General features: G+C 45.1%; 20 protein-coding genes. 19 read left to right on the top strand and 1 reads right to left on the bottom strand.

Annotation, left to right across the window (positions count from 1 at the left end; genetic code table 11):
- Positions 1-28: 28 nt before the first annotated feature.
- Positions 29-1,375, bottom strand: a complete 1,347-nt coding sequence (locus G636_RS0101190; RefSeq protein ID WP_026506524.1) for an MATE family efflux transporter — start codon at positions 1,373-1,375, stop codon at positions 29-31.
- A 291-nt stretch (positions 1,376-1,666) separates the two neighbouring features.
- On the opposite strand from G636_RS0101190, the gene G636_RS16775 reads away from it, so the two are divergent.
- From G636_RS16775 to G636_RS0101095, 19 genes are all read left to right on the top strand, one after another.
- Positions 1,667-3,643, top strand: a complete 1,977-nt coding sequence (locus G636_RS16775) for a Na/Pi cotransporter family protein (protein WP_081668207.1) — start codon at positions 1,667-1,669, stop codon at positions 3,641-3,643.
- A 111-nt stretch (positions 3,644-3,754) separates the two neighbouring features.
- Entirely contained in the window at positions 3,755-4,897 is a 1,143-nt protein-coding gene (locus G636_RS0101180) for a serine hydrolase domain-containing protein (protein ID WP_026506523.1), read from the top strand.
- Between the two features lie 42 nt (positions 4,898-4,939).
- Positions 4,940-5,500: an NUDIX hydrolase gene (locus G636_RS0101175; protein WP_026506522.1), complete on the top strand. Its 561-nt coding sequence runs from the start codon at positions 4,940-4,942 to the stop codon at positions 5,498-5,500.
- Positions 5,501-5,519: 19 nt separating this feature from the next.
- Positions 5,520-6,506 carry a flagellin lysine-N-methylase gene (gene fliB, locus G636_RS0101170; RefSeq protein ID WP_026506521.1) on the top strand — a complete coding sequence of 329 codons (987 nt, stop codon included), beginning with the start codon at positions 5,520-5,522 and terminating at the stop codon, positions 6,504-6,506.
- A gap of 79 nt (positions 6,507-6,585) precedes the next feature.
- Positions 6,586-8,142: an ATP-binding cassette domain-containing protein gene (locus tag G636_RS0101165; RefSeq protein ID WP_035778376.1), complete on the top strand. Its 1,557-nt coding sequence runs from the start codon at positions 6,586-6,588 to the stop codon at positions 8,140-8,142.
- A gap of 273 nt (positions 8,143-8,415) precedes the next feature.
- Positions 8,416-13,995, top strand: coding sequence for a leucine-rich repeat protein (locus G636_RS0101160; RefSeq protein WP_026506519.1), 5,580 nt, complete (start codon positions 8,416-8,418; stop codon positions 13,993-13,995).
- A gap of 215 nt (positions 13,996-14,210) precedes the next feature.
- Complete coding sequence (gene aspS, locus G636_RS0101155) at positions 14,211-16,013, top strand: aspartate--tRNA ligase (RefSeq protein ID WP_051226374.1); 1,803 nt, start codon at positions 14,211-14,213, stop codon at positions 16,011-16,013.
- 230 nt (positions 16,014-16,243) lie between these two features.
- The gene (locus tag G636_RS0101150) at positions 16,244-16,516 is read left to right on the top strand and encodes an AtpZ/AtpI family protein (protein ID WP_026506517.1); all 273 of its coding nucleotides are present in this window, start codon (positions 16,244-16,246) and stop codon (positions 16,514-16,516) included.
- A gap of 160 nt (positions 16,517-16,676) precedes the next feature.
- Positions 16,677-17,144: an ATP synthase subunit I gene (locus tag G636_RS16770; protein ID WP_051226373.1), complete on the top strand. Its 468-nt coding sequence runs from the start codon at positions 16,677-16,679 to the stop codon at positions 17,142-17,144.
- Positions 17,145-17,147: 3 nt separating this feature from the next.
- A complete protein-coding gene (locus G636_RS0101140; protein ID WP_026506516.1) occupies positions 17,148-17,906 on the top strand; it encodes a F0F1 ATP synthase subunit A in 759 nt (252 codons plus the stop codon).
- Positions 17,907-17,971: 65 nt separating this feature from the next.
- Positions 17,972-18,250, top strand: coding sequence for an ATP synthase F0 subunit C (gene atpE, locus G636_RS0101135; protein ID WP_026506515.1), 279 nt, complete (start codon positions 17,972-17,974; stop codon positions 18,248-18,250).
- 25 nt (positions 18,251-18,275) lie between these two features.
- A complete protein-coding gene (gene atpF / locus G636_RS0101130) occupies positions 18,276-18,788 on the top strand; it encodes a F0F1 ATP synthase subunit B (protein ID WP_026506514.1) in 513 nt (170 codons plus the stop codon).
- Positions 18,785-19,330 carry an ATP synthase F1 subunit delta gene (gene atpH, locus G636_RS0101125; RefSeq protein ID WP_330363874.1) on the top strand — a complete coding sequence of 182 codons (546 nt, stop codon included), beginning with the start codon at positions 18,785-18,787 and terminating at the stop codon, positions 19,328-19,330. The genes atpF and atpH overlap by 4 nt, the downstream gene beginning before the upstream one ends.
- Before the next feature lie 44 nt (positions 19,331-19,374).
- Positions 19,375-20,892 carry a F0F1 ATP synthase subunit alpha gene (gene atpA / locus G636_RS0101120; RefSeq protein ID WP_026506512.1) on the top strand — a complete coding sequence of 506 codons (1,518 nt, stop codon included), beginning with the start codon at positions 19,375-19,377 and terminating at the stop codon, positions 20,890-20,892.
- Positions 20,893-20,913: 21 nt separating this feature from the next.
- Positions 20,914-21,759 (top strand): ATP synthase F1 subunit gamma, encoded by an 846-nt coding sequence (atpG, locus tag G636_RS0101115; RefSeq protein WP_026506511.1) that lies wholly within the window; start codon positions 20,914-20,916, stop codon positions 21,757-21,759.
- A 1-nt stretch (position 21,760) separates the two neighbouring features.
- A complete protein-coding gene (atpD, locus tag G636_RS0101110; RefSeq protein ID WP_026506510.1) occupies positions 21,761-23,152 on the top strand; it encodes a F0F1 ATP synthase subunit beta in 1,392 nt (463 codons plus the stop codon).
- A gap of 59 nt (positions 23,153-23,211) precedes the next feature.
- A complete protein-coding gene (gene atpC / locus G636_RS0101105; protein ID WP_026506509.1) occupies positions 23,212-23,622 on the top strand; it encodes an ATP synthase F1 subunit epsilon in 411 nt (136 codons plus the stop codon).
- Between the two features lie 248 nt (positions 23,623-23,870).
- Complete coding sequence (locus G636_RS0101100) at positions 23,871-25,061, top strand: hypothetical protein (RefSeq protein ID WP_155832283.1); 1,191 nt, start codon at positions 23,871-23,873, stop codon at positions 25,059-25,061.
- A gap of 140 nt (positions 25,062-25,201) precedes the next feature.
- A complete protein-coding gene (locus G636_RS0101095) occupies positions 25,202-25,516 on the top strand; it encodes a helix-turn-helix domain-containing protein (RefSeq protein ID WP_026506507.1) in 315 nt (104 codons plus the stop codon).
- The last annotated feature ends 3 nt before the right edge of the window (positions 25,517-25,519 follow it).

The following is a 25,519-nucleotide window of genomic DNA, read 5'->3' as shown; positions in this document are numbered from 1 at the left end:
AATGACTTATTGAAAACTCCCCTTTGCATCAATTCGCAGCATTTTTCTTTAGCTTGGTAATGATCACCTGGAACATCACAAAAGCAAGAATTCCTGTGGTAACCCAGGCTGTTCCGTCACCTGCAACAGCCAGCTGAAAACTGCCGATCTTCATGGAGATAAAGGCTGTGGCAAATCTGGCAGCCAGCTCCATAACGCCCAGAGCCAGGGAAGTCATACTGTAGCCGCAGGATTGCATGGCATTTCTGTAGATAAAGATCATGCCTAGTGTAATATAGAAAGGAGCCGCAACATTTACATAGGCTCTGGAATAGGGCAGGTATGCGCCAAGGTCCACACCGCTGTCAAAGAAGAAGCTGATGATATAGGGCAGCATGGTAAAGGAGAGGACAGCCATCAGTACTGAATAGATGACAGATAGGAGCAGGGCGTCATTGGTGCCCTTGTGTACTCTCTCAAGATCTCCTGCTCCGTAGTTCTGACCTACATAAGCTGCCATGGTCTGGCCAATGGAAGGAAAGCCTGCAGTCATGAGATTGACCACCTTGCCTGCCGCTGTAAAACCGCCCACAGCAGTGGAACCGTATATATTGATGGATGACTGCATGACCATGGTACCGGAAGCGGTGATGCCAAACTGAAGTGCCATGGGAATGCCGATGCCCAGCTGGAGCTTAGAGTAATGGGAATCAAGTCTCCAGTCTCTTTTTTGCGGCTTAAGTATATTAACTCTTCTATAGATATATATGATGCAGAGCAGCGCAGATACGCCCTGGGACAGATCTGTGGCCAGAGCTGCGCCAAAGGTGCCCATGTGGAGACCTATGATAAAGGTCAGGTCCAGCACGATGTTCAGGAGTGCTGCTATGATCAGGAAATAGAGAGGGGTCTTGCTGTCGCCGATGGCCCTGAGGGATGATGCCAGGAGGTTGTAGGCGATAAGTGCAAGGCTGCCTGCGCAGATGGTTGAGATATAGGCGTAGGCATCATGATAGATATCATCGGGAGTGTTCATGATCCTGAGGATAGGATGCATGAGCGCCAGGGCGATGACAGTGATGACAACTGTGGATATGATGCTCAGGAGTATGGCATTGACAAAGGCCTTCCTGGTGCCATTCATATCTCCCGCGCCAAATCTCTGGCTGATGAGGACCGTATAGCCTGTGGTCATACCGTTGGCCAGGCCCATGATCATGAACATGATGGTACCTGTAGAGCCTACTGCTGCAAGCGCATTGGGGCTGACAAATCTGCCCACGATAACAGAATCCACCATGTTATAGAACTGCTGGAAGATAAAACCCAGAAAGATCGGTATCACAAATCTGATAATAATGCCCATTGGGCGCCCTGAAGTCATTGATCTGTCCATGAAGATCCTCCCTGTGCTACTTGCTCATGTTTGGTGGGTCATTAATTCATATCCGATCTTGAGTGGGCTCAGATCGTAATGAATTATGACTCTTACGTCATATCATACTCTTTATATCTCGGAATAAAAGCCCTCTGCGTAAAGTAAAAATTTTTATTTTTTTGGTATATTAAATAACAATACAGATAGCAATGATGTTGCTTTTTACAATTGCTTCGGATATTATTATGGTGAAGCAATAATGATTTTTGGTTATTATGCTGATGAATACAGCATGGAGAAAAAACGAAAATGAATACAACAGAATTGTTTGAACTGATCGCAGGTGTAGTGGGCGGCCTGGCTTTGTTCCTTTATGGAATGAACGTTATGAGCGGGGGCCTGACCAAGGCTGCAGGCGGCAGACTCGAGAGTACACTTGCCAAAGTCACCAGTAATCGCTGGCTGGCCTATTTTTTTGGCATAGCGATCACCGCGGTAGTTCAGTCCTCTTCTGCATCTACAGTCATGGTAGTCGGCCTTGTTAATTCAGGCATCATGCGTCTGGCCCAGTCTGTTAACGTGATCCTGGGTGCCAATCTTGGTACCACAGTTACAGCCTGGATCCTGTCACTAAATGGCATTGAGGGTGGTAACTTTTTTACCAATCTCTTAAAGCCCGCATCATTCACGCCTTTCCTGGCACTGGCTGGTGTGGCTCTCTTTATGTTTTCCAAATCGGAGAAAAAGAAGAATATAGGTACGGTCATGGTGGGCTTTGCAGTCCTGATGTTCGGAATGAGCATGATGAGTGAAGCTGTAGCGCCGCTTAAGGAGAATCAGGGCTTTGTTAATTTCCTCAGGAGCTTTTCCAATCCTATCATCGGCTTTGTAGTGGGCGTGGCTTTTACTATGATCATCCAGTCATCTGCAGGTACTATCGGTATCGTGCAGGCCTTTGCCGGCAAGGGCATGATGACCTACGGCATGGTGATACCTGTAGTAATGGGTGCTGAGGTTGGTACCTGTATCACAGCCATCCTATCATCTGTGGGAGCCGGTAAGAACGGTAAGAGAGCGGCTCTGATGCACCTCTACTTCAACCTCTTAAAGGCCGGTACCTTCATGGTAGGCTTCTATGCCATCAACGCTTTTGTACATTTCGCATTCCTTGATAATATGGCATCCTATGCAGGACCTGCTATCATACATACCCTGGTCAACCTGGTGGCTTCACCTCTCATGGTTCCTTTCTCGGGACTCTTTGTGGCTATGGCCCTTAAGACCATCCCCATTGACGAGAGGGAGCAGCAGGAGATGGAGGAGAATGCAGGCATCACCACTCTGGACGACAGATTCCTGGCCAATCCTCCCTTCGCTCTGGAGCAGGCAAGACTTGCTACAGTAGCCATGAAGGATATCACTGTGAGAGCTCTTTTCCAGGCTATAGAGCTGATCAAGGCCTTTGACGAAGAGAAGGCTCAGGAAGTAGAGCATATGGAAAAAGAGGTAGACCGCTACGAAGATCAGCTGGATACCTACCTGATGAAGGTCAACACCCATCATCTGGCCAACAAGGACAATCAGGTGTTGTCCATACTCCTGCATTCTATAAGTGATATTGAGCGTATTTCAGACCACGCGCTCAACATTGTGCAGGTAGTCCGCCGCATGCATGAGAATAACAGGCAGTTCTCAGCCAAGGCTCAGGAAGAGATAGATATCTTTGGAAGAGCCGTATCTGAGATTGTAGGTACCACTTTTACAGCATTTGAAAATAATGATACCAAGCTGGCTAAGTCTGTTGAACCGTTGGAAGAGGTCATAGACGGCATCCATATGGAAGTGAAGCGCCGCCATATCAGAAGGCTGCGTAAGGGCAAGTGTACTATAGATTTGGGCTTTGACCTTTCAGATATCGGTACGGATTATGAGCGTATCGCAGATCACTGCTCCAATATCGCGGTAGCCCTGATCCAGGTGGCCGAGGACGGCTTTGATACCCACGAATATCTGGAAATGGTACGTGCGGAAAAGAATCAGGCCTTCGAACAGGCTGTATACTATTTTGAAAATAAATATCGTCTTCCTAAAATGAAAAAGAGTGATCTTGAGGAAGAGGATAAGGTGGATAGCAGCTTCAGAGAAGACCATCCGGTACTCTTTGATATAAATGCCATTGATGAAGCGGTAGAGGACGAAGAAGAGCCTGCATCCCAGACAGAGGAAGAGCCCAAAAAGCCAAAGAAATCCAAGTCAAAGGGCGGCAAAAAGAAAAAGCAGAAATAAAGAATAAGTGATAAAATGGCGCCGGAAGTGATAAGTCTTTTGGCGCCACTATCGTGTATATGTTTAAGTATTCGTGCTATTGGCTAGAATGATGTAAAAGGAAGGATCAGCATGAACATCCGTAAACTATCCAGAATAGATTCTCTCATGGAGAAGAGACTGGGTGCAGCAGCATGGGCATCCATCATAGTGGAGCATAACGGCCGAAGGGTATATGAGAATAATTTTGCCATGGACAGAAAAGACAGTATCTACCGCCTCATGTCCATGACCAAGCCCGTTACTGCCCTGGCAGCCATGATACTCTATGAAAGGGGCGAACTGGACCTGCTTGCACCTGTTGCTGACTTTTTGCCTGCGTTTGCAGATTGCAAGGTGGCCAGTCCTGAGGGCGTGCGCCCGGTTGCCAGTCCCATACTGATCAGAAACCTCCTCAATATGACATCCGGCATAGTGCTGCCGGGAGATTATGGTGAAGCCGGCCAGTCCATGACCAGGTGCCACAGGGAAGTCCGCATCCAGAAGAGATCCGGTATACTCAAAAACGATATAGATGTGGTCAGTAAGTTTGCTGAAAGCTTTCTGATGTTTGATCCGGGAACAGATGTACACTATGGCCTGTCAGCTGATGTTCTGGGAGCGGTCATTGAGGCTATCACAGGTCAGAGTCTGTCGCAGTTTATGGGAGATGAGATCTTTGCAAACCTCAATATGACAGATACAGGCTTCTACATCAGAGGAGATCAGGCCTACAGACAGGCTGTGATGATGGGAAAGCCCGGTAATGGAGGCAAGGTGACCAGGGCCGATACCAGAACCCTTGAGCGCTACGGCATGGAGGATCCTGTCAGCCCTCCCTGGTACGAATCCGGAGGGATAGGCCTTTATTCCACAATGGAGGATTATGCTCATTTCTGCCAGATGCTCCTAAACAGAGGCGCTTTTCATGGCAAAGAGCTAATAGGCCGCAGGACTCACGCCTTTATGACAGGCAATCAGCTGGGGAGCGAGCTGCTTGAGAGGTATGGCAAGGCTGGTTACGGCTTTGGCAGCTATTTTAACATCCTGCTGGATCCTGCAGCAGCATCTTCATCTGCTTCTGTGGGAGCCTATGAATGCAGCGGTGAAGCTGGCACCTACTTCCTGGTAGATCCTACCGAAGATCTGGTGATCATCTACATGCAGCAGCAGGACGGCGGCGCTGACGAGGGCCTGATCAGAGCGCTTAAGCAGATTGTATATGGGACATTGTAAGAGAGCTTGCTGATATTTGTATTACATAAGAGGAAGGATCATATGAAATTACAGTCTATAGAGAAAAAAGAGGCAGGACATTTCATTACCCGTTACGACCTGCATTATGAAACTGAGGACCACGAGGCCAAGACCTATGAGATCATAAGCAGAAATCCCGATCTGACGACCGCTGACGAGCTTCATAACAACACTCCTGATGCAGTGGTGCTCATCATGGAAGATGAGGCCCATGAGAGGCTCCTCATTGACAGGGAATACAGGCTGGCAGTGGATAGCTGGATATATAATTTTCCCGCAGGCCTCATAGATCCCGGTGAGACTCCCGAAGAGGCAGCAGCCAGGGAGCTCAGGGAAGAGACCGGTCTGGAGCTGGTATCCATAGATGACAGGATTGGCAGATCCTACAGCGCAGTTGGGTTTTCTAATGAAGTAAATGTGTGCGTGGTAGGAACTGCACGTGGAGAGTTCAAAAAGAGCACTTCAAACGTTGAAGAGATAGTCCCCGGCTGGTATACCAAAGAGGAAGTGAGAGAACTTCTAAAGAAATATCCTTTTGCAGCCAGGACACAGGCATATGCCTATATGTGGTCAAGAGAATAAACGGAGAATAGAAGCTTTAATGAAGATCAATGAAGTGTTTACAGTTCCATATTACTATGATGAATTTGCCTGCAGGTGCGGAGACTGCAGGCATACTTGTTGTGTGGGGCTGGATATCAATATCAGCAGGGATGAATACTTTCGAATGATGGGTATGGAGACTTCGCCGGAGCTGAGAGATAAGCTGGACCTGGCCCTGAAAATTCTGCCTGACCCTGATCCCTATAGGTATGCCTGTATCGCTCATGATTATCACGGCGATTGCAGGCTGCTGATGCCTGATGGCTATTGCATGCTCCAGAGAGAAAGGGGCGAGGATGCTCTTAGCCTGGTATGCAGGTATTTCCCCAGGAGCCCTAGATTCATAGTGGGACCAAGGGCAGCCATGTCCCTGGGCTGTGAAGAGACTATTTACCTCTTGTGTGACGACAGAAACTATGAATATACAAGCAGAGAACTGACATTTGATCTGGATGTCAGGGAAGATACGGATGAAAACATTGATACAGACTACTTCAGTCGTATTCAGGGCGAGATCTTTGAATGCCTGGGCAGAAGGGATATATCTTTGTCAGAAAAAATATCTATTATTTCCCAGCGCTTTAATGCTCCTTCTTTTACGCCTGAGATATTAGAAAAATTCGTGGAATTAATGTCAGATGTTTATGAAGATCTGACAGACATTTGTCTGGCAACTTTAGATAATATGGAAAAGGGGCACGGCCTTGAAGATGTCCTTGGTGTCATGCCGGACTTTGATTTCTATCTATCTAAGATGATGATAAATGAAGTCTTCTACAGGCAGCTCCCTTATCTGGAAGGAGAGGTCAGAGCTTCAGAAACGGCATATATCATAAGTGCAGAAACGACGCTTTTGCTTCAGCTGATCAATAAATGCTATGAGTCTTCCATGGGAGAGGATGGCCTGATAGATATGCTTGCCCGCTTTTTCAGGTTCACTAATCAGACGCGTTTTGACCATAATATTATAGCCATGAGGAAATAAATGGATAATTATTTTGAAAGATATGACAGACTTGGAATTGAGAAGTTATTTGATGAGATTATTACTTGAGGTGACGGTAATGAATAATAAAGAGTATAAAATATTTTTTCTTGCAACACTTTTTCTCTTATTGGTTTCATCTGTTACTGCTCTCATATGCCCGGTGTTGATCAATCATTGGATTAATTTGGGGGAAAATGTTTCAGTTGGAAAACTTACAATACTATTATTGATTCTCTTGGCGTCTGCTGTTCTTCAGCTAACAATTACATATCTGCGTGAGAGATATGCCAGGCAGTACAATGTTAACAATTTTAAAAAACTGCTTAGAAAACTATTTGATACCAATTATGATTACATTCAAAAGAATGGAATGACTAATTTAATAGAACTGATTCAAGAGGCAGTTAATAATATATATGGATTTATGACAGGTAGTTATATTGCGATATGGGGAAATGCCTTGATTGTAACCGTGCTCCTTGTAATTATGGCTTGCAATAGTATCCCGGTAGCTATTATGATGGCAGCTGTTGTACCGGTTAATTATTTAGGCTATCGATTCCTGAACAGTGAATTACGGAAACGTTCAGAAATATTGCAACGTGAATCAGCTCAGGGTTTTCAGGAAATAGTATCCTATGTAGATTCTACAGATTATGTAAAACAGTGTGGAAATCATGATATTATTATTAAACAGATGCAGCCTTCTATTGATCGTATGTATAAAGCTATGGCTGACATCAATACTTTTGCACAGGGTATGTCTCAGGCTATTCAATCATTTAATGGCATTATTCAAACAGCCATATTGTGTGTAGTTGTTATTAATTATCTGCATACCGATTCAGCTATAATGCAGATGATCCTTATTTCTATAGTATTTCCAACATACTTTAGAAGTGTTAATGCTATAGCAGATGCAAATCTGAGTAAACAAAACTATCTTGTATCTAGCAAATTTGAGATGGAATTGGACGCTGCTAAAGAAGATACTGGAACAGAAAAAATGGATTCTGTAGAATCTGTTGAAGTGGATATTCCGATACTACGTATAGCGAATCGTATTCTTTCGGAAAATATTAACATCTCGATACAGCCGGGGGATGTTATATGGATACGCGGAGATAGCGGAAAAGGAAAGAGTACATTGGTAAAGGATCTGGTAAAGTTTCGCGTAAATGATGGAATAAAAATCAACAACATTCCTATATCACAATATTCAAATGAAAGTCTTAGACAACATATTAGTTATCTGTCTCAGAATATTCCTATAATAAATGGGACTCTGCGTGATAATATATTCCTTAATCATGCTTATAACGCTATAAGGGAAGAAAAGTTGCTAAACAGTAATATACTAGGCCCTATATTATCAAACAAAACAATGAATACACTTATCATGGATAAGGGTGCAAATTTATCAGGCGGAGAAAAGCAGAGAATTGGTGCTGCAAGACTTTTGATTGACAATTCCGATTTGTTGATCCTCGATGAAATAACAAGTAATTTAGACAAGAGAAGCGGAAGACAATTGTTAGAGCAAATATTAAGTGATAATAGAGGTAAGATGGTAGTTATTATTTCACATGATGACTTGCCTCGGGAATATGCAAATAAGGTTGTTGAGTTATAGAATAAGCGGCTGATATATCACTTAACAAGGATAAAGAAGCCCTCAAGTCATGAAGGGGAAAATCTGCTAAATCAAAGGTAATATGTACCCGGTGATTACTGAGTGCATATTATCTTTTTATATGTCTGTGAAAACTCTTCTGTTAGTTTTAGTTTCTTTTTGCAAGCTCTTATGCTATAGTCTTTAGGTAATTGTGTGAAAAACCACATTGAAAATTTCGCTAAAATGCTCAGCATTAAGGGGTAATATCTAAAAAGAGGGAAGAGGAAAGGTATGAAAAAGATTTTGAAACGCATGGCGCCGGGTCTTTTCAGCGCTGTGCTTTTTTTGGATGCATTGTGTCCATCACAGGTTTATGCAGCAGGTTATAGTCCTTATGAGACTGTCATAGAGAGTGATATGGCAGCATGGAGTGACTGCCCGGATCTGCAGGGAGATGTGCTTGAAGGTGAGGATATAGATGAAGACACACCCGTGAGCGACAGCCCTGATGAAGATCATCAGCCGTCAGATCAGGAAGTGATCGAAGGAGAGGGAGGTCAGCCTTCCAATCAGGATGGTGATCAGGATAAGGACGATTCCGAAGATTCCGGGGATATGACCGATCCCGAAGGCGGGGAGGAAAGAGGGGGCGAAGATATCACTGAACCTGATATCGCTGATCCTGATGAAGAAAAACTTCCTGAAGCAGATTCGGAAGAAGGTGACGCCATCCCTTCAAAGATATCTGCTGATGAGGCAGAGTTTGACGCTGTAAGAGGGATGGAAGATGCGGACACTGACGCGGCCCTTATGGCTGTCAGCGAAACAGATCATTCCGGTGCTTGCGGCCAGAAGGCCTCCTGGTCCTATGATAAGAGCAGCCACGTTCTGACCATCTCCGGTAGCGGAGCCATGGATGATTATAATATAACAGTTGGCGGGGGAACTGTTTCTACCGATGCTCCCTGGTTTAAATACCAAAAGGACATTACCGACGTTAAGATTTCCGATGACATCACATATATAGGCAAGGCTGCTTTTGCAGGACTTAAGACCAACCGAATGGAGTTTAGTCTTCCTTCAAAGCTGTCTTCTATGGGCACGCACGCCTTTTATTATTTTACATTCCCCAATGAAAGCAGAATGGTGATCCCGGGAAGTCTTGTTTCCATACCTGATTATGCTTTTTTTGATACAAGAGGAAACCTGAGCGAGGTTGTTTTTAATAAGGGTACAGTTACCATTGGCAATCATTCTTTTGACAGAGCCAATGTTCACAAGATAACCTGGTCAGATACCATTACTACCATTGGAGAGAGTGCTTTTGAGTTCCTGGCTACTTATCAGGATTTTGTTATTCCCAAGGGCGTCAAGAAGATTGCCAGGAATGGTTTCTATCACCTTCAGTACATAAGTACACTTACCTTTGAAGGCAATTTGCCTCAGATGGAAGAGAATGCTTTTGGTGACAATACGGTCATTGCCTACTATGACAGCAATAACAGCAGCTTCTCACAGTCTGCCAGAAATGGGGCTGCAGAGTATTTCAGAGAAGTTACCTGGAGGCCTAAGGGATATAAGATAAGCAGTAAGGCAGGAGCTAATATTACCTGGTCATATGATTCAGCCAGGAAGCGGCTGATCTTCACCGGACAGGGTGCTATGTATGATTATTCTTCAAGCAATCTGCCCGATTGGTACATCTATGCAGGCAGAGTTTCCGGTCTGACTATTGATAACAGGATCACCAGAATCGGAGACTATGCATTTTATAATATCAGCACGGAGGCCCTTGGCAGCAGTTCTTCGCCTCTTGCTTTACCGGCTAAGCTGACTGCGATAGGTAAATACGCTTTTTCCAGACTGGCCTTTAATTATGTCACCATGCCGGATAGCGTAGAGATCATAGATGAGGGTGCATTTATGTATTCTTATTTTATGACAGGTTCTGTTATGAACTTTCCTAAGGGACTTAAGAAAATCGGTGATTATGCATTCAGAGGTGCTTCGCCCAGAGATGTTACGATTGACCTGAGCAAAATAGAGTACATAGGCAGCTATGGACTAGCATTATCAGGAACAGCTTCTCATTATTGCAAGGCAAGCTTTGAATTCCCTGATAGCCTTAAGTATCTGGGAGATTATGCTATCAAAGATATAACGCCTACCGGCTCTTCGCTTAAGCTGCCTGCCGGTATGGAATACATTGGAGAGAATCCTTTTACCAACGCGGGCGCTCTGACAGGAGAACTCGTCTATCCTGCGTCTCTGACACAGGTACGCAAAAGTCTGCTTGCATCTACAGGGATAAGTTCCCTTGTACTGGGTGATAAGATATCCAAGGTAGATGAGCATGCCTTTGATAATGCTACGTCTCTTAAGAAGATAACCTTTAAGGGCGATTTTCCGAGTCTTAGCCCACGCACCTTTGCAGAGATTAAGAATAAGCTTACGATATATTATCCTTTTGATAAAGAGAGCTGGTTTAAGGGAATTGACAGCCTGATATATGACAGTAAGATTGTTGAATTTATACCTGTTGGTGAATCCGCCACAGTCAGATTCATAGGCCTTGACGGCAAGACAGTGGTAGACAGTCAGAAGGTAGCCCAGGGTGGCAAGCTGATGGATCCTGCCAGATCTCTTTCCGATGGAGATTCTATCGGAGGCTGGTATTTTGACAAAACTATTCAGTACGAAGGCAATAAGTGGAACTTTGATAATCCCGTTAAGAATGGGATGACTCTGTATGCAGGTAAGACATATTCAGGACACAGAGTGGTCTTCTATCCTGAGAATGGTGACAAGCCGGTTGTCGTATCTGTCGAAGATGGAGAAGTATTAACAGAAGATAAAGCGCCTAAATATGAAGTATCTGAGGATTATGATGGATACAGGTTTAACGGATGGTATAAGAACAAGGATAAAAACGGCGGCTACTATGATTTCTATTATCCCGTCTATCAGGATATGGCCCTCTACGCCCGCTGGGTGATATATGTGCCCCAGGTAAGCTTTAAGGATACCAGATACGACTATATACAGGACTATCATTTTCGTGCTAACAAGGGAGATACAGTCCAGAGCATGGGCAGGTCCATTGTGGATTTTTATGAAAAAGAAGGCTTTGCCAAATTCCTGGGATGGTATAAAGATGCAGAGTTTAAGTCAGCTCTTCCATCCGCTTATACAGTTACCAAAGACATAATCGTCTATGGTAAGTGGCAGCTTACAAGTCATAAAGTTACCCTCGATAAGAGGGACGGCTCTGCGCCGGTAGTTATAGATGTTCCACATGGTCAGCATCTGACTATACCTGCTCAGGTGAGAAAGGGATATACCCTCAAGGGATGGTCTCTGACTCCCGGAGGAAGTCTCCTAAGGAATGACCTCATAGAGTCGGTAACACAGGATCAAACCATCTATGCTTCGTGGGAAGTTAATCGTATAGATATTAAATATTATCTGGTTTATCCGGATGCTACAAAGGCGTATTATAAAACATATTTTCAGAATGCCGATCAGCCTATTCAGAACGAGTTTAAGACTTTGGAATCCCTGCGAGACGAATATGATTTTGATGGCTGGTATTATGATGAGAAACTGACAAAGTCCATTAAGAGCACGGATCGTATCCTTGAGAGCTGTAATATCTACGGCAAGGTCCATAGAAGGATAAAGGAAGGCTATACTCAGAATATAGTAATAAGCGGAGTGACTGATGCGCCATATACAGGATCAGCTATCACCATGCCGGGCCTGACGATCAGGGATAATGGCACCGAACTGGTTAAAGGAAGAGACTATACTGTTAAGTATACTAATAATGTTGATGTATCCACAGCCGGGACACCTGCTACCATTACCATAAGCTATAAGGGGATCTACAGAGGCAAGTCCGTTCTGCACTTTAATATCCTGCAGGCTGATATCGCTTCCCTTAAGTCGTCGGGCATCATCAGTTCCAGCTTCGAGACTACGTATCTTGCCTATAATGGCAAGGTTCAGAAGGCAGCACCTAAGATCTATATGAAGATCAAGGGTAAGAAGACGGCTCTTAAGGTGAATAAGGATTATAAACTCATTTATACTGCTGGCAATGTCAATGCTTTAGACTATGATCCTTCTGCATTTAAGGCTGCAGGTCAATACAAGATCAAAGTACAGGGAATGGGCAGATTTAAAGGCGAATTCAGCCTGGATGAGATCATAACCTCGGATAAGCTTGTGTCTAAGCTCTCTGTGTCAGGTCTTAAGAAATCCTATTCATATACCGGAGCTTATATTTATCCTGCCTTTACTGTTAAGGACGGCTCCACTGTGATTGGCAGCTATACTGTCCTGCTTACAGGAGGCTCCGGCAGCTTTGTAAGTGACAAGCTGTATTTTAAGATATCTCACAATAAGGAAGTGGGAACTGCAACTATCGTTATTACAGGTAAGGACAATTCCGGTTATGCCGGTACTAAGACACTGACCTTTAAGATAAGCGGAACACCTATTTCCAAGGCATCTATTGACGGCTTTAAGAAGAGCTATGATTATACAGGTTCTCCCGTCAGGCAGGATGGAGTCCTTTTGTATAAGTCATCAGCCTATAAGAAGAGGCATGACGCTGAAGGACTGCTCATAGAAGGCAGAGATTATACTGTTAAATACAGTGATAATATCACAGACATTGGTAAGGTGAGCGTAACTTACACTGGAATGGGCGGATACACAGGCTCAGTTACCAGGACCTACAGTATCAAGGGTAAGAGCATCAAGAAGACTGCTGTATCAGGCATTACAAACAGAAGTTACATTAAGGCTGAGATAAGGTTTGCCATTGGAGACGGCGGTCTTTCAGTCAGAGACAAATCCTCGGGAAGCATACTCAGAGGAATAGACGCGGATGCTTATGCCGCTCTTGGCAGCTCTGCCAGGAGAAACTATGACTATGTGGTCAGCTACAGCAATAACATCAATAAGGGAACTGCCGGGGTGACCATTAAGGGTGTGAATGCATATCAGGGAAGCATCAGTAAGAAGTTTAAGATAGATGCCTGTGATCTTAATGCAAACGGCAGTATCAGCTGTGATAGCGAGGTGTTTTATGCCAAGAAAGGGGCTGTGCCTTCTAAGCTGACAGTGGATGCCACGATAAACGGTAAGTCAGTTACACTTAAGAGCGGAAGTGACTTTGCAGTCAAATACAGCGCCAATAATAAAGCAGGACAATATGCAACAGTTCAGGTAAGCGGAAAGGGCAATTATAAAGGTAAGCTTAAGGCGACATATCTTGTTAAAACCCAGTCTATTTCAACCGGCCATGTTGTTCACGAAGTTCCTGCATATAAGAACAAGGCAGGTAACTTTGTCAGCAAGGTAACAGTATATGATTCCAAATGGACTAAGCTTAGCTCCGGTAAGGATTATAAAGTCGTCTATATGAAGGATGATAAGATATTAAATCCGTCCAAGGATAAGCTTTCCCAAACAGATAAATATAAGATCTGTATAGAGGGAATAGGTAACTTTAATGGCTCTACCACTATTAATGCCGACCTGGCTTACACTGTTTACAAAGGAGGACTTAACCCGCCCAAGCAGCTTTCATCCTGTAGCTTTACTATCAGGGATTACACATATACAGGCTCCGCTATATATCCCAGGAAGGATAATATAGTGGTCAAAGATAAGAATGGAACGATCCTGGATCCCAACGAATATCAGGTTGTCGGATATGAGAACAATACCGAGATCGGAACAGCCACTATCATTCTGACAAGTGATGGTTATTCGGAAAGATATATGGGCAGTTACAGACTTAAGTTCAAGATTGTTCCCAGAACGGTATCAGCTAACTCTTCTCAAGCTGCCGGTAAATAGTTAATCACTTCCCAAGCATGAAATAGGCAGGACTTGAGAATCCCATTCCTTATTTGCTGTATATGGCTATGGATGATATTGTAAAGCCGGTTAGTTTCTGTTATTATTTACTAGCAAAAAACGAGATGATCGGTATTGCGTGCTTATGCGACGTTTTTCTCGCTTTTATTGAATTTTATATAGTAAGTAATTGATAGATGATCAGGAGGTACAATATGCAATCCCGTACACATACCTGCGGTGAGCTCAGACTCAGCGACGCAGGCAAAAATGTAAAATTATCAGGCTGGTTGGAGAACTTCCGTGAAGTAGGTGCTGAGCTGGGCTTCATAGTTCTTCGTGACTTCTACGGCACTACCCAGATCGTGGTAGAGACTGCCGATATGATGAAGACCTTTAAGGCTATCAACAAGGAATCTACTATTTCTGTTGAGGGCGTAGTCAGGGAGAGAAGCTCCAAGAATACCAAGATCCCTACAGGTGAGATCGAAGTGGTTCCCGAGAAGGTGACCGTCCTTGGCAGATGCCGTTACAACGAGCTCCCCTTTGAGATCAATCACAGCAGGGAAGCAGATGAGACTGCCAGACTCAAATACAGATACCTGGATCTGAGAAATCCTGAGGTTAAGAATAATATCATTCTCAGAAGCCAGGTAATATCAGCTCTGAGAAGCTCCATGACTGAGCACGGATTTATGGAGATCACTACTCCTATCCTGACTGCATCATCTCCTGAAGGCGCAAGGGATTATCTGGTACCTGCAAGAAAGCACCCCGGCAAGTTCTATGCTCTGCCTCAGGCTCCCCAGCAGTTCAAGCAGCTGCTGATGGTATCCGGCATTGATCGTTATTTCCAGATCGCACCTTGCTTTAGAGATGAGGATGCAAGAGGAGACCGCTCTCCGGGCGAGTTCTATCAGCTGGATATGGAAATGGCTTTTGCCAGCCAGGAAGATGTATTTGAAGTACTTGAAGATGTACTTCCTCCTATCTTTGCAAAATATGGTAAATATGACAGGGCATCAGGTGCTCCTTTTAAGAGAATCCCTTACCTGGAAGCTATGGAGAAGTACGGCACAGATAAGCCTGACCTTCGTATCGATCTGACAGTCACTGATGTTACAGATATCTTCCACAACGATGCTCCTCTTGAGGGCGATGATAATGCGCTCTTCTTCGCGCCTTTCGCTGAAGGCGTGGTAAAGGCAGTTGTCATTGATAACTTCCATGAGAGTCGTAAGTTCATAGACAAGGCTTGTGCTGATGTAGAAGTACAGTCCGGCAACAAGGCATATTGGTTCAGAGTAGATGATAAGGGCGAGATCGTTGGAGGCATCTCCAAGTTTGTAGCTCCCAAGAAGGACCTGGTAGTAGAGAAGATGGGTCTGAAGCCTGATACTCTGGTAGTGCTCGCAGCAGGCGAGAAGGGCGCAGCTCAGAAGACCTCCGGTGTGATCGTCAAGACCTTTGGCGCTGCAGTGCCCGGTCATATGGACAAAGAGCAGTATGTATTCTGCTGGATCGTAGATTTCCCTATGTACGAGATAGGTGAAGAATCCGGCGAGCTTGAGTTTTGCCATAATCCTTTCTCCATGCCATCCGGCGGCCTGGATATCCTGCTGGCAGCTGAGAGAGGCGAGGTTAATCCACTCTCTATCATGGCAGACCAGTACGACCTGGTATGCAACGGCGTAGAGCTTTCATCCGGTGCTGTAAGAAATCATGATCCCGAGATCATGATCAAGGCATTTGAGATGGTACGCCTTGGTGAAGAAGATGTTAAGAAGAAGTTCCCTGCTATGTACAATGCATTCTGTTACGGTGCTCCGCCTCACGCAGGCATCGCGCCCGGTGTTGACAGAATGGTCATGCTCCTGGCAGGCGAAGATTCCATCAGGGAGATCATTCCCTTCCCTATGAACAAGAATGCTCAGGATCTAATGATGAGCGCTCCAGGTTACGTAACCGACAAGCAGCTTGAAGAGCTTCACATCAAGGTTGTAGAGACTGAGGAATAAACACATAGAAGTGCATCCCTACGGCCTAAGAAAATCATTTTTTATGAGCTGTTACACTGATTTGATGATCAGTGTAGCAGCTCTTTTTTGTGTCTGGTCTTGTTTGCAAGCAATTGCTATTGTTTTCGGATTATTGAATATAATTATGAAACATGATAGAATATTTAGAGTATTTACTGATAATGCGCGATTCTTTTCTTTTTTTATGCGACGATTTAAGAGGACCCGGAATGGATAAATGGGGTAAAGCTTTGACTTATATTATGTATGTGGGACAGCTGGGGCTGGATCTGATGATGCCGGTGCTACTCTGCGTTGCAGGCTGCTATTTTCTTAATACCAGATATGGCGTGGGCAGCTGGATCTATATACCCGGTTTTTTCTTTGGCCTTGGGGCTGGTTTCATCACTTTTTGGAAATTCTATACACGTGTAGTAATGAAGGGGCTTGAAAAGACCGATAAAGATAAAAGAGCGCCTGTATCCTACTCTAAGCATGAATGAATGGCTTAAAACGCAGAAACCGCAATGGGTTGATGAGTTTTCGCTATGAAATGATCAGAGTTATTGCAAAAAGTAAATACAAAAAACATGGCATAGCCATGATCACGTGACAAGGCTGGGGTTACATTATTACGACATAAGCTATTAGGGGGGACAGAATATGTCATTACATTTGGACAATGATTTGAAGACCTTTATCAAGGAGGTCTATATAGGATCGGGGATACTGTGCGTAGTTGAGATATTAGCACTGGCGGCAGTATCCATGACCCGGATATTTAAATTTGACCTTACGGTTGTGTTAGGAGCTGTAGGCGGCACGTTGGTAGCCATGCTGGTATTTGCATGGATGGCTATGTCGCTTCAGAAGTCGCTGGATATGGCTGCCAGCGGCGAGACGCAGGTTCGTAAAGGGGTGCAGCTTGGATATGGCAAGCGCCTGTTGGCACAGGGCGTTTGGATTGTCTTTGCTATATATGCACCTTTTATCAATACGATCAGTGCCTTGATACCGCTGCTTTTTCCCAAAGCAGCAATCTATCTACTGCAAATAACCGGCAAACTTAGCCTGACCCGGCAGTCAGGAGCTCAGGGCCAGAGCGCCGGAGCAAAAGGAGGTGAATCCTGATAAATGAATATTGATCTTCACGGATCGTGGTATATCACCATCCTGAAGGGCACACCGGTCGGAGATATTCACATTACCATGACCATGATCATGGGGTGGGTAGTCCTGATCGTAATGTCGCTGTTGTGCTATTTTCTGGGCCGTAATCTCCAGGTCACAGGAATATCCAAGAGACAGGCAGTAGCTGAGACTATAGTGGAAGCACTCAATAATTTCGTCCGGGGCAGTATGGGCGATTCCTTTGACCACTATATCCCATTTATAGGAGCTCTCTTTGGAACGGCTATCATCAGCAACATGATCTCTCTCGTCGGAGGAGTCTGGAGTCCCACAGCGGACCTGGCTACCGAAGCGGGATGGGCCATAGTGGTCCTGATTCTCATAACCTATCACAAGATCAAGGCAAACGGATTCGGAGGCTATCTCAAGGGCTATCTCGAGCCTATAGGAGTAATGCTCCCTATGAATATCATCAGTGAGATATCCACTCCTGTGTCCATGGCCTGCCGACATTTTGGCAATATCCTGTCCGGTATGGTTATAGGAACTCTGATCTACGGCTCGCTGGGACTGGCCAGTGCGGCACTGCTGGGACTCATACCTGTAGCAGGTAGTTTTCTTGCAGAGCATCTGCCCATATTCCAGCTGGGTATCCCCGCTTTCACTTCGCTTTACTTTGACTGGTTCAGCGGACTGATACAGCCCTTCATCTTCTGTACTCTGACCTGTATCTTTATCAAGCAGGCTTCTGAGACAGATTGATGGGATCATCTACAAACGATTACAGCAAGCGAACTTAATAACACACCTTTAAGGAGGAACATTTTATGGATTTCACAGTATTAGCACAGGGTATTGCACTGGCCGGATGCGGCATTGGAGCGGGACTTGCACTTATCGCAGGTATCGGCCCTGGTATTGGTGAAGGTAACGCAGCAGCTGCAGCAGTATCATCTGTTGCACGTCAGCCTGAAGCTATGGGTGATATCAGATCAACACTGATCCTTGGCGTTGCCCTTTCAGAGACAACCGGTATTTACGGTTTCGTTACCGGTCTGCTTCTTATCTTCGTGGCACCCGGTCTTTTCCTTGGCAGGATCGGATGATAGCTAATTACTAAAGGAGAATACCATGGAAACAGGTACACAATTACTGGTTTCATTGGACTGGCAGACTATTATCGTACAGCTTATCAACCTGGGTATACAGGTGATCCTTTTTAAGAAATTCCTCTATAAACCGGTCATGAAGGTGCTGGAGAAGCGCCAGAACATGGTGGATGAGCCAATCAAAGAGGCTGAGAAGGCCAAAGAAGAAGCTCTGTCCATGAAGTCCGAATATGAGGCTAATCTTTCTAAGGCCAATGAGGAAGCTGAGCGAATTGTAAAGGATGCAACCGGAAGCGCCACAAAGAAATCCGAGAAGATCGTCAGCGATGCCCGTCAGGAGGCAGCAGCCATCAAAGAGCAGGCACAGCGTGACATCGAGCAGCAAAAGAGAAAGGCTGTCTCAGATGCCAAAGATGAGATCGGATCCATGGCGATGGAGATCGCGTCCAAGGTTATTGGACGAGAGATCACCGGTAAGGACAATGATAATCTCGTTGATGAATTTATCAGAGATGTAGGAGAAACTACAACATGATGACTGAAACAGCCAGAAATTATGGCGGCAGTTTCTATGACCTGGCCGTTGAGGAAAATAAGGCGGACGAGGTCCTCTCTCAATTAGAAGATGTGCAAAAGATACTAAATGACAATCCTGATTATCTAAGGCTCCTGTCTGAGCCCAGCATCAATAAGGATGAGAGAATAGGACTTTTGGATGAAGCTTTTGCTTCTCAGCTGTGGCCTTACCTTCTGAATTTTCTAAAGCTTCTCTGTGAGAGAGGGCTCCTGGGTGAATTTAGGGGCTGCGTCAAAGAGTACAAAAGGCGCTACAACAAAGATCACGGTATAGCAGAAGCTACAGTGACCAGCGCCGCAGAGCTCTCAGACAGTCAGAAGGCAGCACTTTTAAAGAAACTGGAAGAAATGTCAGGCAAGAAGGTCGACATGATATGCTACGTCAATCCTGCCCTCATAGGCGGTATCCGCCTGGATATGGAAGGCAAGAGATATGACGGAACAGCAGCTTCCAGAATGGAAGCTATCCGAAGTCTCATAGAATCTGCACCGCTCCAATGAATAAGCCTCCGGGAATATCCGGAAATCACGAAAGGTGAAAAATAATGGCACTGAAACCCGAAGAAATCAGTCAGATAATCAAAAGCCAGATCAAGCATTATTCAGCTGCTATCGAGCAGTCAGAGACCGGTACCGTTATTCTGGTAGGTGACGGTATCGCCCGTGCCAGTGGTCTTGAAAAATGCATGGCCGGTGAGCTGGTGGAATTCTCCAACGGCACATACGGCATGGCTCAGAATCTGGAGGAAAATTCCGTATCTATCGTACTTCTGGGTTCCGATGTAGGAATCAAAGAAGGTGACACAGTAAAGAGAACAGGCAGAGTAGTGTCTGTTCCCGTAGGTAATGGCATGCTGGGAAGAGTAGTCAATGCTCTGGGCCAGCCTATCGATGGCAAGGGCGACATACAGTTTGAGAGATATGATCCCATCGAGCGTACTGCTCCCGGTATCATTGATCGTCAGCCTGTTAAAGAGCCTCTGCAGACCGGTATCAAGGCTATCGACTCCATGATCCCCATTGGACGAGGACAGCGTGAGCTTATAATCGGTGACCGTCAGACCGGTAAGACCGTTATAGCGACCGATACCATTATCAATCAGAAGGGCAAGGATGTGATCTGCATCTATGTAGCCATCGGTCAGAAGAATTCCACCGTGGCAGGCCTGGTGGCAGAGCTGGAAGCAGCCGGTGCTATGGAGTATACCGTAGTAGTAGCAGCTACAGCATCTGAAAGTGCTCCCCTGCAGTACATCGCTCCTTATGCGGGCTGTACCATTGGTGAGTATTATATGAACCAGGGCAAGCACGCCCTTATAATCTATGATGACCTGTCCAAGCACGCAGTTGCTTACAGACAGTTGTCACTGCTGATCAGACGTCCCCCGGGACGTGAAGCATATCCCGGTGACGTATTCTACCTGCACTCCAGACTCCTGGAGAGAGCAGCTAAGCTCTCTGACAAGAACGGCGGCGGTTCGCTGACTGCTCTGCCCGTTATCGAGACTCAGGCAGGTGACGTTTCTGCATACATTCCTACCAATGTTATCTCCATTACCGATGGACAGATATTCCTGGAAACAGAGCTTTTCCATGAGGGTATCCGCCCTGCTGTTAACCCCGGTATCTCTGTATCCAGGGTTGGTGGTAATGCTCAGATCAAGGCTATGAAGAAGGTTGCAGGAACCCTTAAGCTCCTCTATTCACAGTTCCGTGAGCTGCAGTCCTTTGCTCAGTTTGGATCCGATCTGGATGAAGATACCAGGTCCCGTCTGGAAAAGGGTGCCAGGATTGTGGAAGTCCTCAAGCAGAACAGGGGTACTCCTGTTCCTGTTGAGAAGCAGGTGGCCATTCTCTACGCCGTTAACAACGACTTCTTAAAGAATGTTGCTACGGATAAGGTAGCAGAATACGAAGACGGCCTCTATGAATTCCTGGATAGCAACGATGCAGGAGCTTTGGTTATGAAGAAGATCTCTGAGACAGGAGACTGGAACGAGGAGATTGAAACTGCATTAAAGGCATCCCTTGAAGAATATACAGGGCGCTTTACTAAAGCCTGATCGAAAGGAGGATCTGCTGTCATGGCATCGATGAAGAGCATCAAGCTCCGCATTAAATCAGTGCAGAGCACCATGCAGATAACCAGAGCAATGAAACTGGTAGCCTCCTCGAGACTGCGCAGGGCACAGCAGCGTGTTGAAGAGAGCCGGCCCTACCATGAGGTCCTGGCCGCAACCCTAAATGATATAGCAAATTCCAATTTGGAATTTGACTCTGTATATCTTAAAAAAAGAGATATCAAAAAGACGCTCTATATCGTTTTCGCAGGTGACCGTGGACTGGCAGGCGGCTACAACAGCAACATGTTCCGCATGATCGAAGCAGAGACGAAAGGCAAGGAGTGCGCCTTTCTTCCCGTCGGCAAGAAGGCTATGGAATATTTCCGCAAAAGAAACAGGGAGATAATATCCGATGCTTTTCCTCTCGTGGGTGAGATATCCGTGAGCGACTGCTTCGAAATGGCGCGTATTGTTTGCAAAGGCTTCGCTGATGGCGACTTTGACGAGATATGCGTTGCCGGTACATATTTTAAATCAATCCTGTCCCAGGTTCCCCAGTGTACCAGACTCCTTCCCTTCACACCCGGTGAGGTAGAGGGCGGACGTGAGGTCATCACTTACGAACCCGGCAGTGAAGAAACCTTTAATGCGATCATACCGGAGTATATCGCCGGTATCATTTTCTCAACTATGTGCGAGAGTGCGGCTTCCGAGCAGGGCGCCCGCAGAATGGCCATGGAGAATGCAACCAATAACGCTTCGGATATGATCGATTCCCTTAGCCTGTATTACAACCGTGCTCGTCAGGCTGCGATCACTCAGGAGATCACTGAAATCGTAGGCGGCGCAGCAGGAGGAGAGGAGTAAAATGGCAGCAAAAAACACAGGTACAGTCATCCAGGTAATGGGTCCTGTACTGGACATCAAATTTGAAGACGGACAGCTTCCGGATCTTATGAACGCCATCGAGATCGACCTGAACGGTAAACGTCTGGTGGTTGAAGTGGCGCAGCACATAGGTGACGACAAGGTTCGCTGCATTGCAATGTCTTCTACCGACGGACTGATGCGCGGAACTCCTGCCGTTGATACCGGAACATCTATTAAAATGCCTGTAGGTGAAGAGTGCCTTGGACGAGTGCTCAACCTGCTGGGTGAACCTGTTGATAATAAGGAGCCTGTAGCGGCTTCTGATTACTGGCCGATCCACAGACCTGCACCAAGCTATGAAGAGCAGCAGACCGGCAAAGAGATCCTGGAGACAGGTATCAAGGTAGTAGATCTGATCTGCCCCTATCTCAAGGGTGGTAAGATAGGTCTCTTTGGAGGTGCCGGAGTAGGCAAGACGGTACTTATCCAGGAGCTGATCCACAATATTGCAACAGAGCATGGCGGATATTCAGTATTCACCGGCGTTGGTGAACGTACCCGTGAAGGTAATGACCTGTATGGTGAAATGTCAGAGTCCGGCGTTATCAATAAGACGGCATTGATATTCGGCCAGATGGACCAGCCTCCGGGAGCTCGTATGAGAGTAGGTCTCTCAGGACTGACAGTTGCGGAGTATTTCCGTGATGTAAAGAAGCAGGATGTGCTCCTCTTCATTGATAATATCTTCCGTTTCACTCAGGCCGGTTCTGAGGTTTCGGCTCTTCTGGGCCGTATGCCTTCTGCGGTAGGTTATCAGCCGTCACTGGCTACTGAAATGGGTGAACTTCAGGAGAGGATCACCTCTACCAAGGACGGCTCTATCACTTCCGTTCAGGCTGTATATGTGCCTGCGGATGACCTGACAGACCCTGCTCCTGCCACTACATTTACACACCTGGATGCTACTACGGTTCTCTCCCGTGAGATCGCTTCCCAAGGTATTTATCCCGCAGTGGATCCTCTGGATTCTACCAGCCGTATCCTCAGTCCTGAGGTTGTGGGCAAGGATCATTACGAGGCTGCCCGTGGCGTACAGGAAGTACTCCAGAGATACAAGGAGCTGCAGGATATCATCGCCATCATGGGTATGGACGAACTCAGTGATGAAGATAAGCTGACAGTTAGCAGAGCTCGTAAGGTGCAGAGATTCCTGTCCCAGTCATTCCACGTAGCTGAGCAGTTTACCGGTATCGCCGGAACCTACGTTCCGCTGAAGGAGACCATCCGCGGCTTCAAGATGATACTGGACGGAGAATGTGATGAGCTTCCTGAGTCCGCATTCCTATTCTGCGGAACTATTGATGACGCATTCGAAAAGGCAAAGAAGTGATAGCTGCACCGCGCTTTTATCGCAGCTAAAAGAAAAGCTCTTTGCATGAAAGGATGTATATGCCAACACCATTTCATTTACAGATAGCAACGCCTGACGGCAGTATATTTGACGGTCAGGCCACAAGAATAATAGTCAGGACTATAGACGGCGATGTCTGCATCATGGCCGGTCACACCAATTACTGCTCAGCCCTGGGAATGGGTACAGCCAAGCTGGAAGTACCTGAGGGTGAGGACCGCTATGCGGCCTGCATGGGCGGTATGATATCCGTCATAGGAGGTGAGACCAGGCTGGTAGCTACTACCTGGGAATGGAAGGAAGACATCGATGCCGACCGTGCCCATTCTGCCAGGGAGAGAGCTGAGGAACGACTAAAGAACAGGGAACACCTCAGCGATAAGGAGATCATGCTGGCAGAGGCCAAGCTCAAACGAGCTCTGATCCGATCAGATGTAGCAGGTAGATGATCCTGTAATATGACCAAAGACGATACCCGAAAGCAGAAGTATTGCTTTCGGGTATTTTTGTGGTACAAGGAGATGTGAAAAATATAGTTTTATTAGGTTTTGCAACATGCTAAATATAGTCATTGAAAATAAGTAATGCAATACGTATAATTAACATTGGCTCTCTTTTTGTTAAATGACACTAACAATTATTCTGCAACTATTGTTTATAAGGTGAATAGTAACCATTTCAGGCATGCGTATATAAAATGAAAAAACAAATAATAATACTTCTAATAACATTAACTTTACTTGGGGCTGGATGCTCTAATAATAATAACAGGAATAGTGGTTTTAGGCCTTCTGATTTTGATACTTCTACTGATGTGATCACACATGATGCTGATGGCGCCGTCTTTACTATGACTGAAAATGAGAAGTCTGTAGACCCACAGCTTGTTATGGATTTTGGGCCGGAAGACAGCAGCGAATATTCAGTAGTTACATCAACTGATAAATATATCATATTAGTTAAGTATATTGAAAATGATGATGGATTATCCGCTTCATATTATAAAATGGATATAAAAACCAGGGATATAGAGCCGCTTTATACTCCTAAGAATTGGAGCTTTCTCTTTGATCCGGTCGTTGTTGGTAATTATATGTCATTCGTAATGATAGAAGATTCAAGTGAAATTAATGATCTGCAATATGATATTATTGGGGTAGATCTGGATACCAACGAATCGATGATAATAACTAGTGGAACATCATATTATTATCCTGTAATAGCACCGTCTGAAAATGTATTGTCTATTCTTACATTTGAAAAAGACGATTCTTCAACGATTAACCATCTTTCTTATTATGATTTTAAAAATCATAAAGAAAAGAAAATTATAGACGAGCCTCTGCACATTAATGCTGATTCATCGGTAACGGGGTATGATTTTTTGTCAATTTTTCCGTCATACAAAGATATAATTATTGATGTCACTAAGTATGATAATGAAGAACGCCTCGGAGTACATAAGGGTAAATATATCGGAAAACATGCATTATATGGCTATTCGCTTAGCAAAGGCGGATTTTCGGCATTGGATTTTCAGCCGGGTTTTCTGTGCGATTATCTTATGGATACAGGTGAAGGGTATCTGGTGGATAGAGAGGGTGCACGTCTTGATCTGAATCAGTCGGGCTATTATTATCAAAGAGTCGGCGATAGATATGAACGTTGGACTATACCGGGTATTTCCCCCTCTTCCAATATCAAATATGCTTCTCTTATTGATGATAATCTGATATTTGCAATATTAAAAACCGGAGCTATGATCATAGATACTGAGAATAAGACATATTGGTTTAAGGAATCTTTTTGCATTACATATTCCGATGGATATATTTATTATTCAGAAGATAACAAGATATACAGTATCGCCATAAAAGATATTAGTTGATGATAATAACTGCTAGAAAAGCACTAGGGACTATTCAATCTGACATGAGACTTGGATTGAATAGTCCCTGTTTGATTATGTCGTATAAGTTTGACAAAAAGGCATAATATGTTTAGTATAATAAACATAAGGAGATGATTATGAGTAAAAGTGCTGTGATTATATTACCTGACACCCAAGAAATACTAACTAACATGGGCGAACAGATCAAGCTGGCCAGGTTGCGACGTAACCTTTCGGCAGAACTGGTTGCGGAAAGAGCAGGAATCAGTAGGGCTACTTTATGGTCTGTAGAAAAAGGAACGTCAACGGTCGCAATAGGAGCTTATGCAGCTGTTTTACATGCTTTAGGTGGTATGGATAAAGACTTGGAATTGGTCGCGAAAGATGATGAATATGGAAGAAGATTACAGGATTTGAACTTGGTTGCCCCAAAGCGAGCACGCAAGAGGTAAAAC

This window comes from Butyrivibrio sp. MC2013, assembly GCF_000424585.1.
GTDB lineage: Bacteria > Bacillota > Clostridia > Lachnospirales > Lachnospiraceae > Butyrivibrio.
Note: the sequence above shows the minus strand (reverse complement) of the source record. Positions and strands in the feature narration are given on the sequence as shown.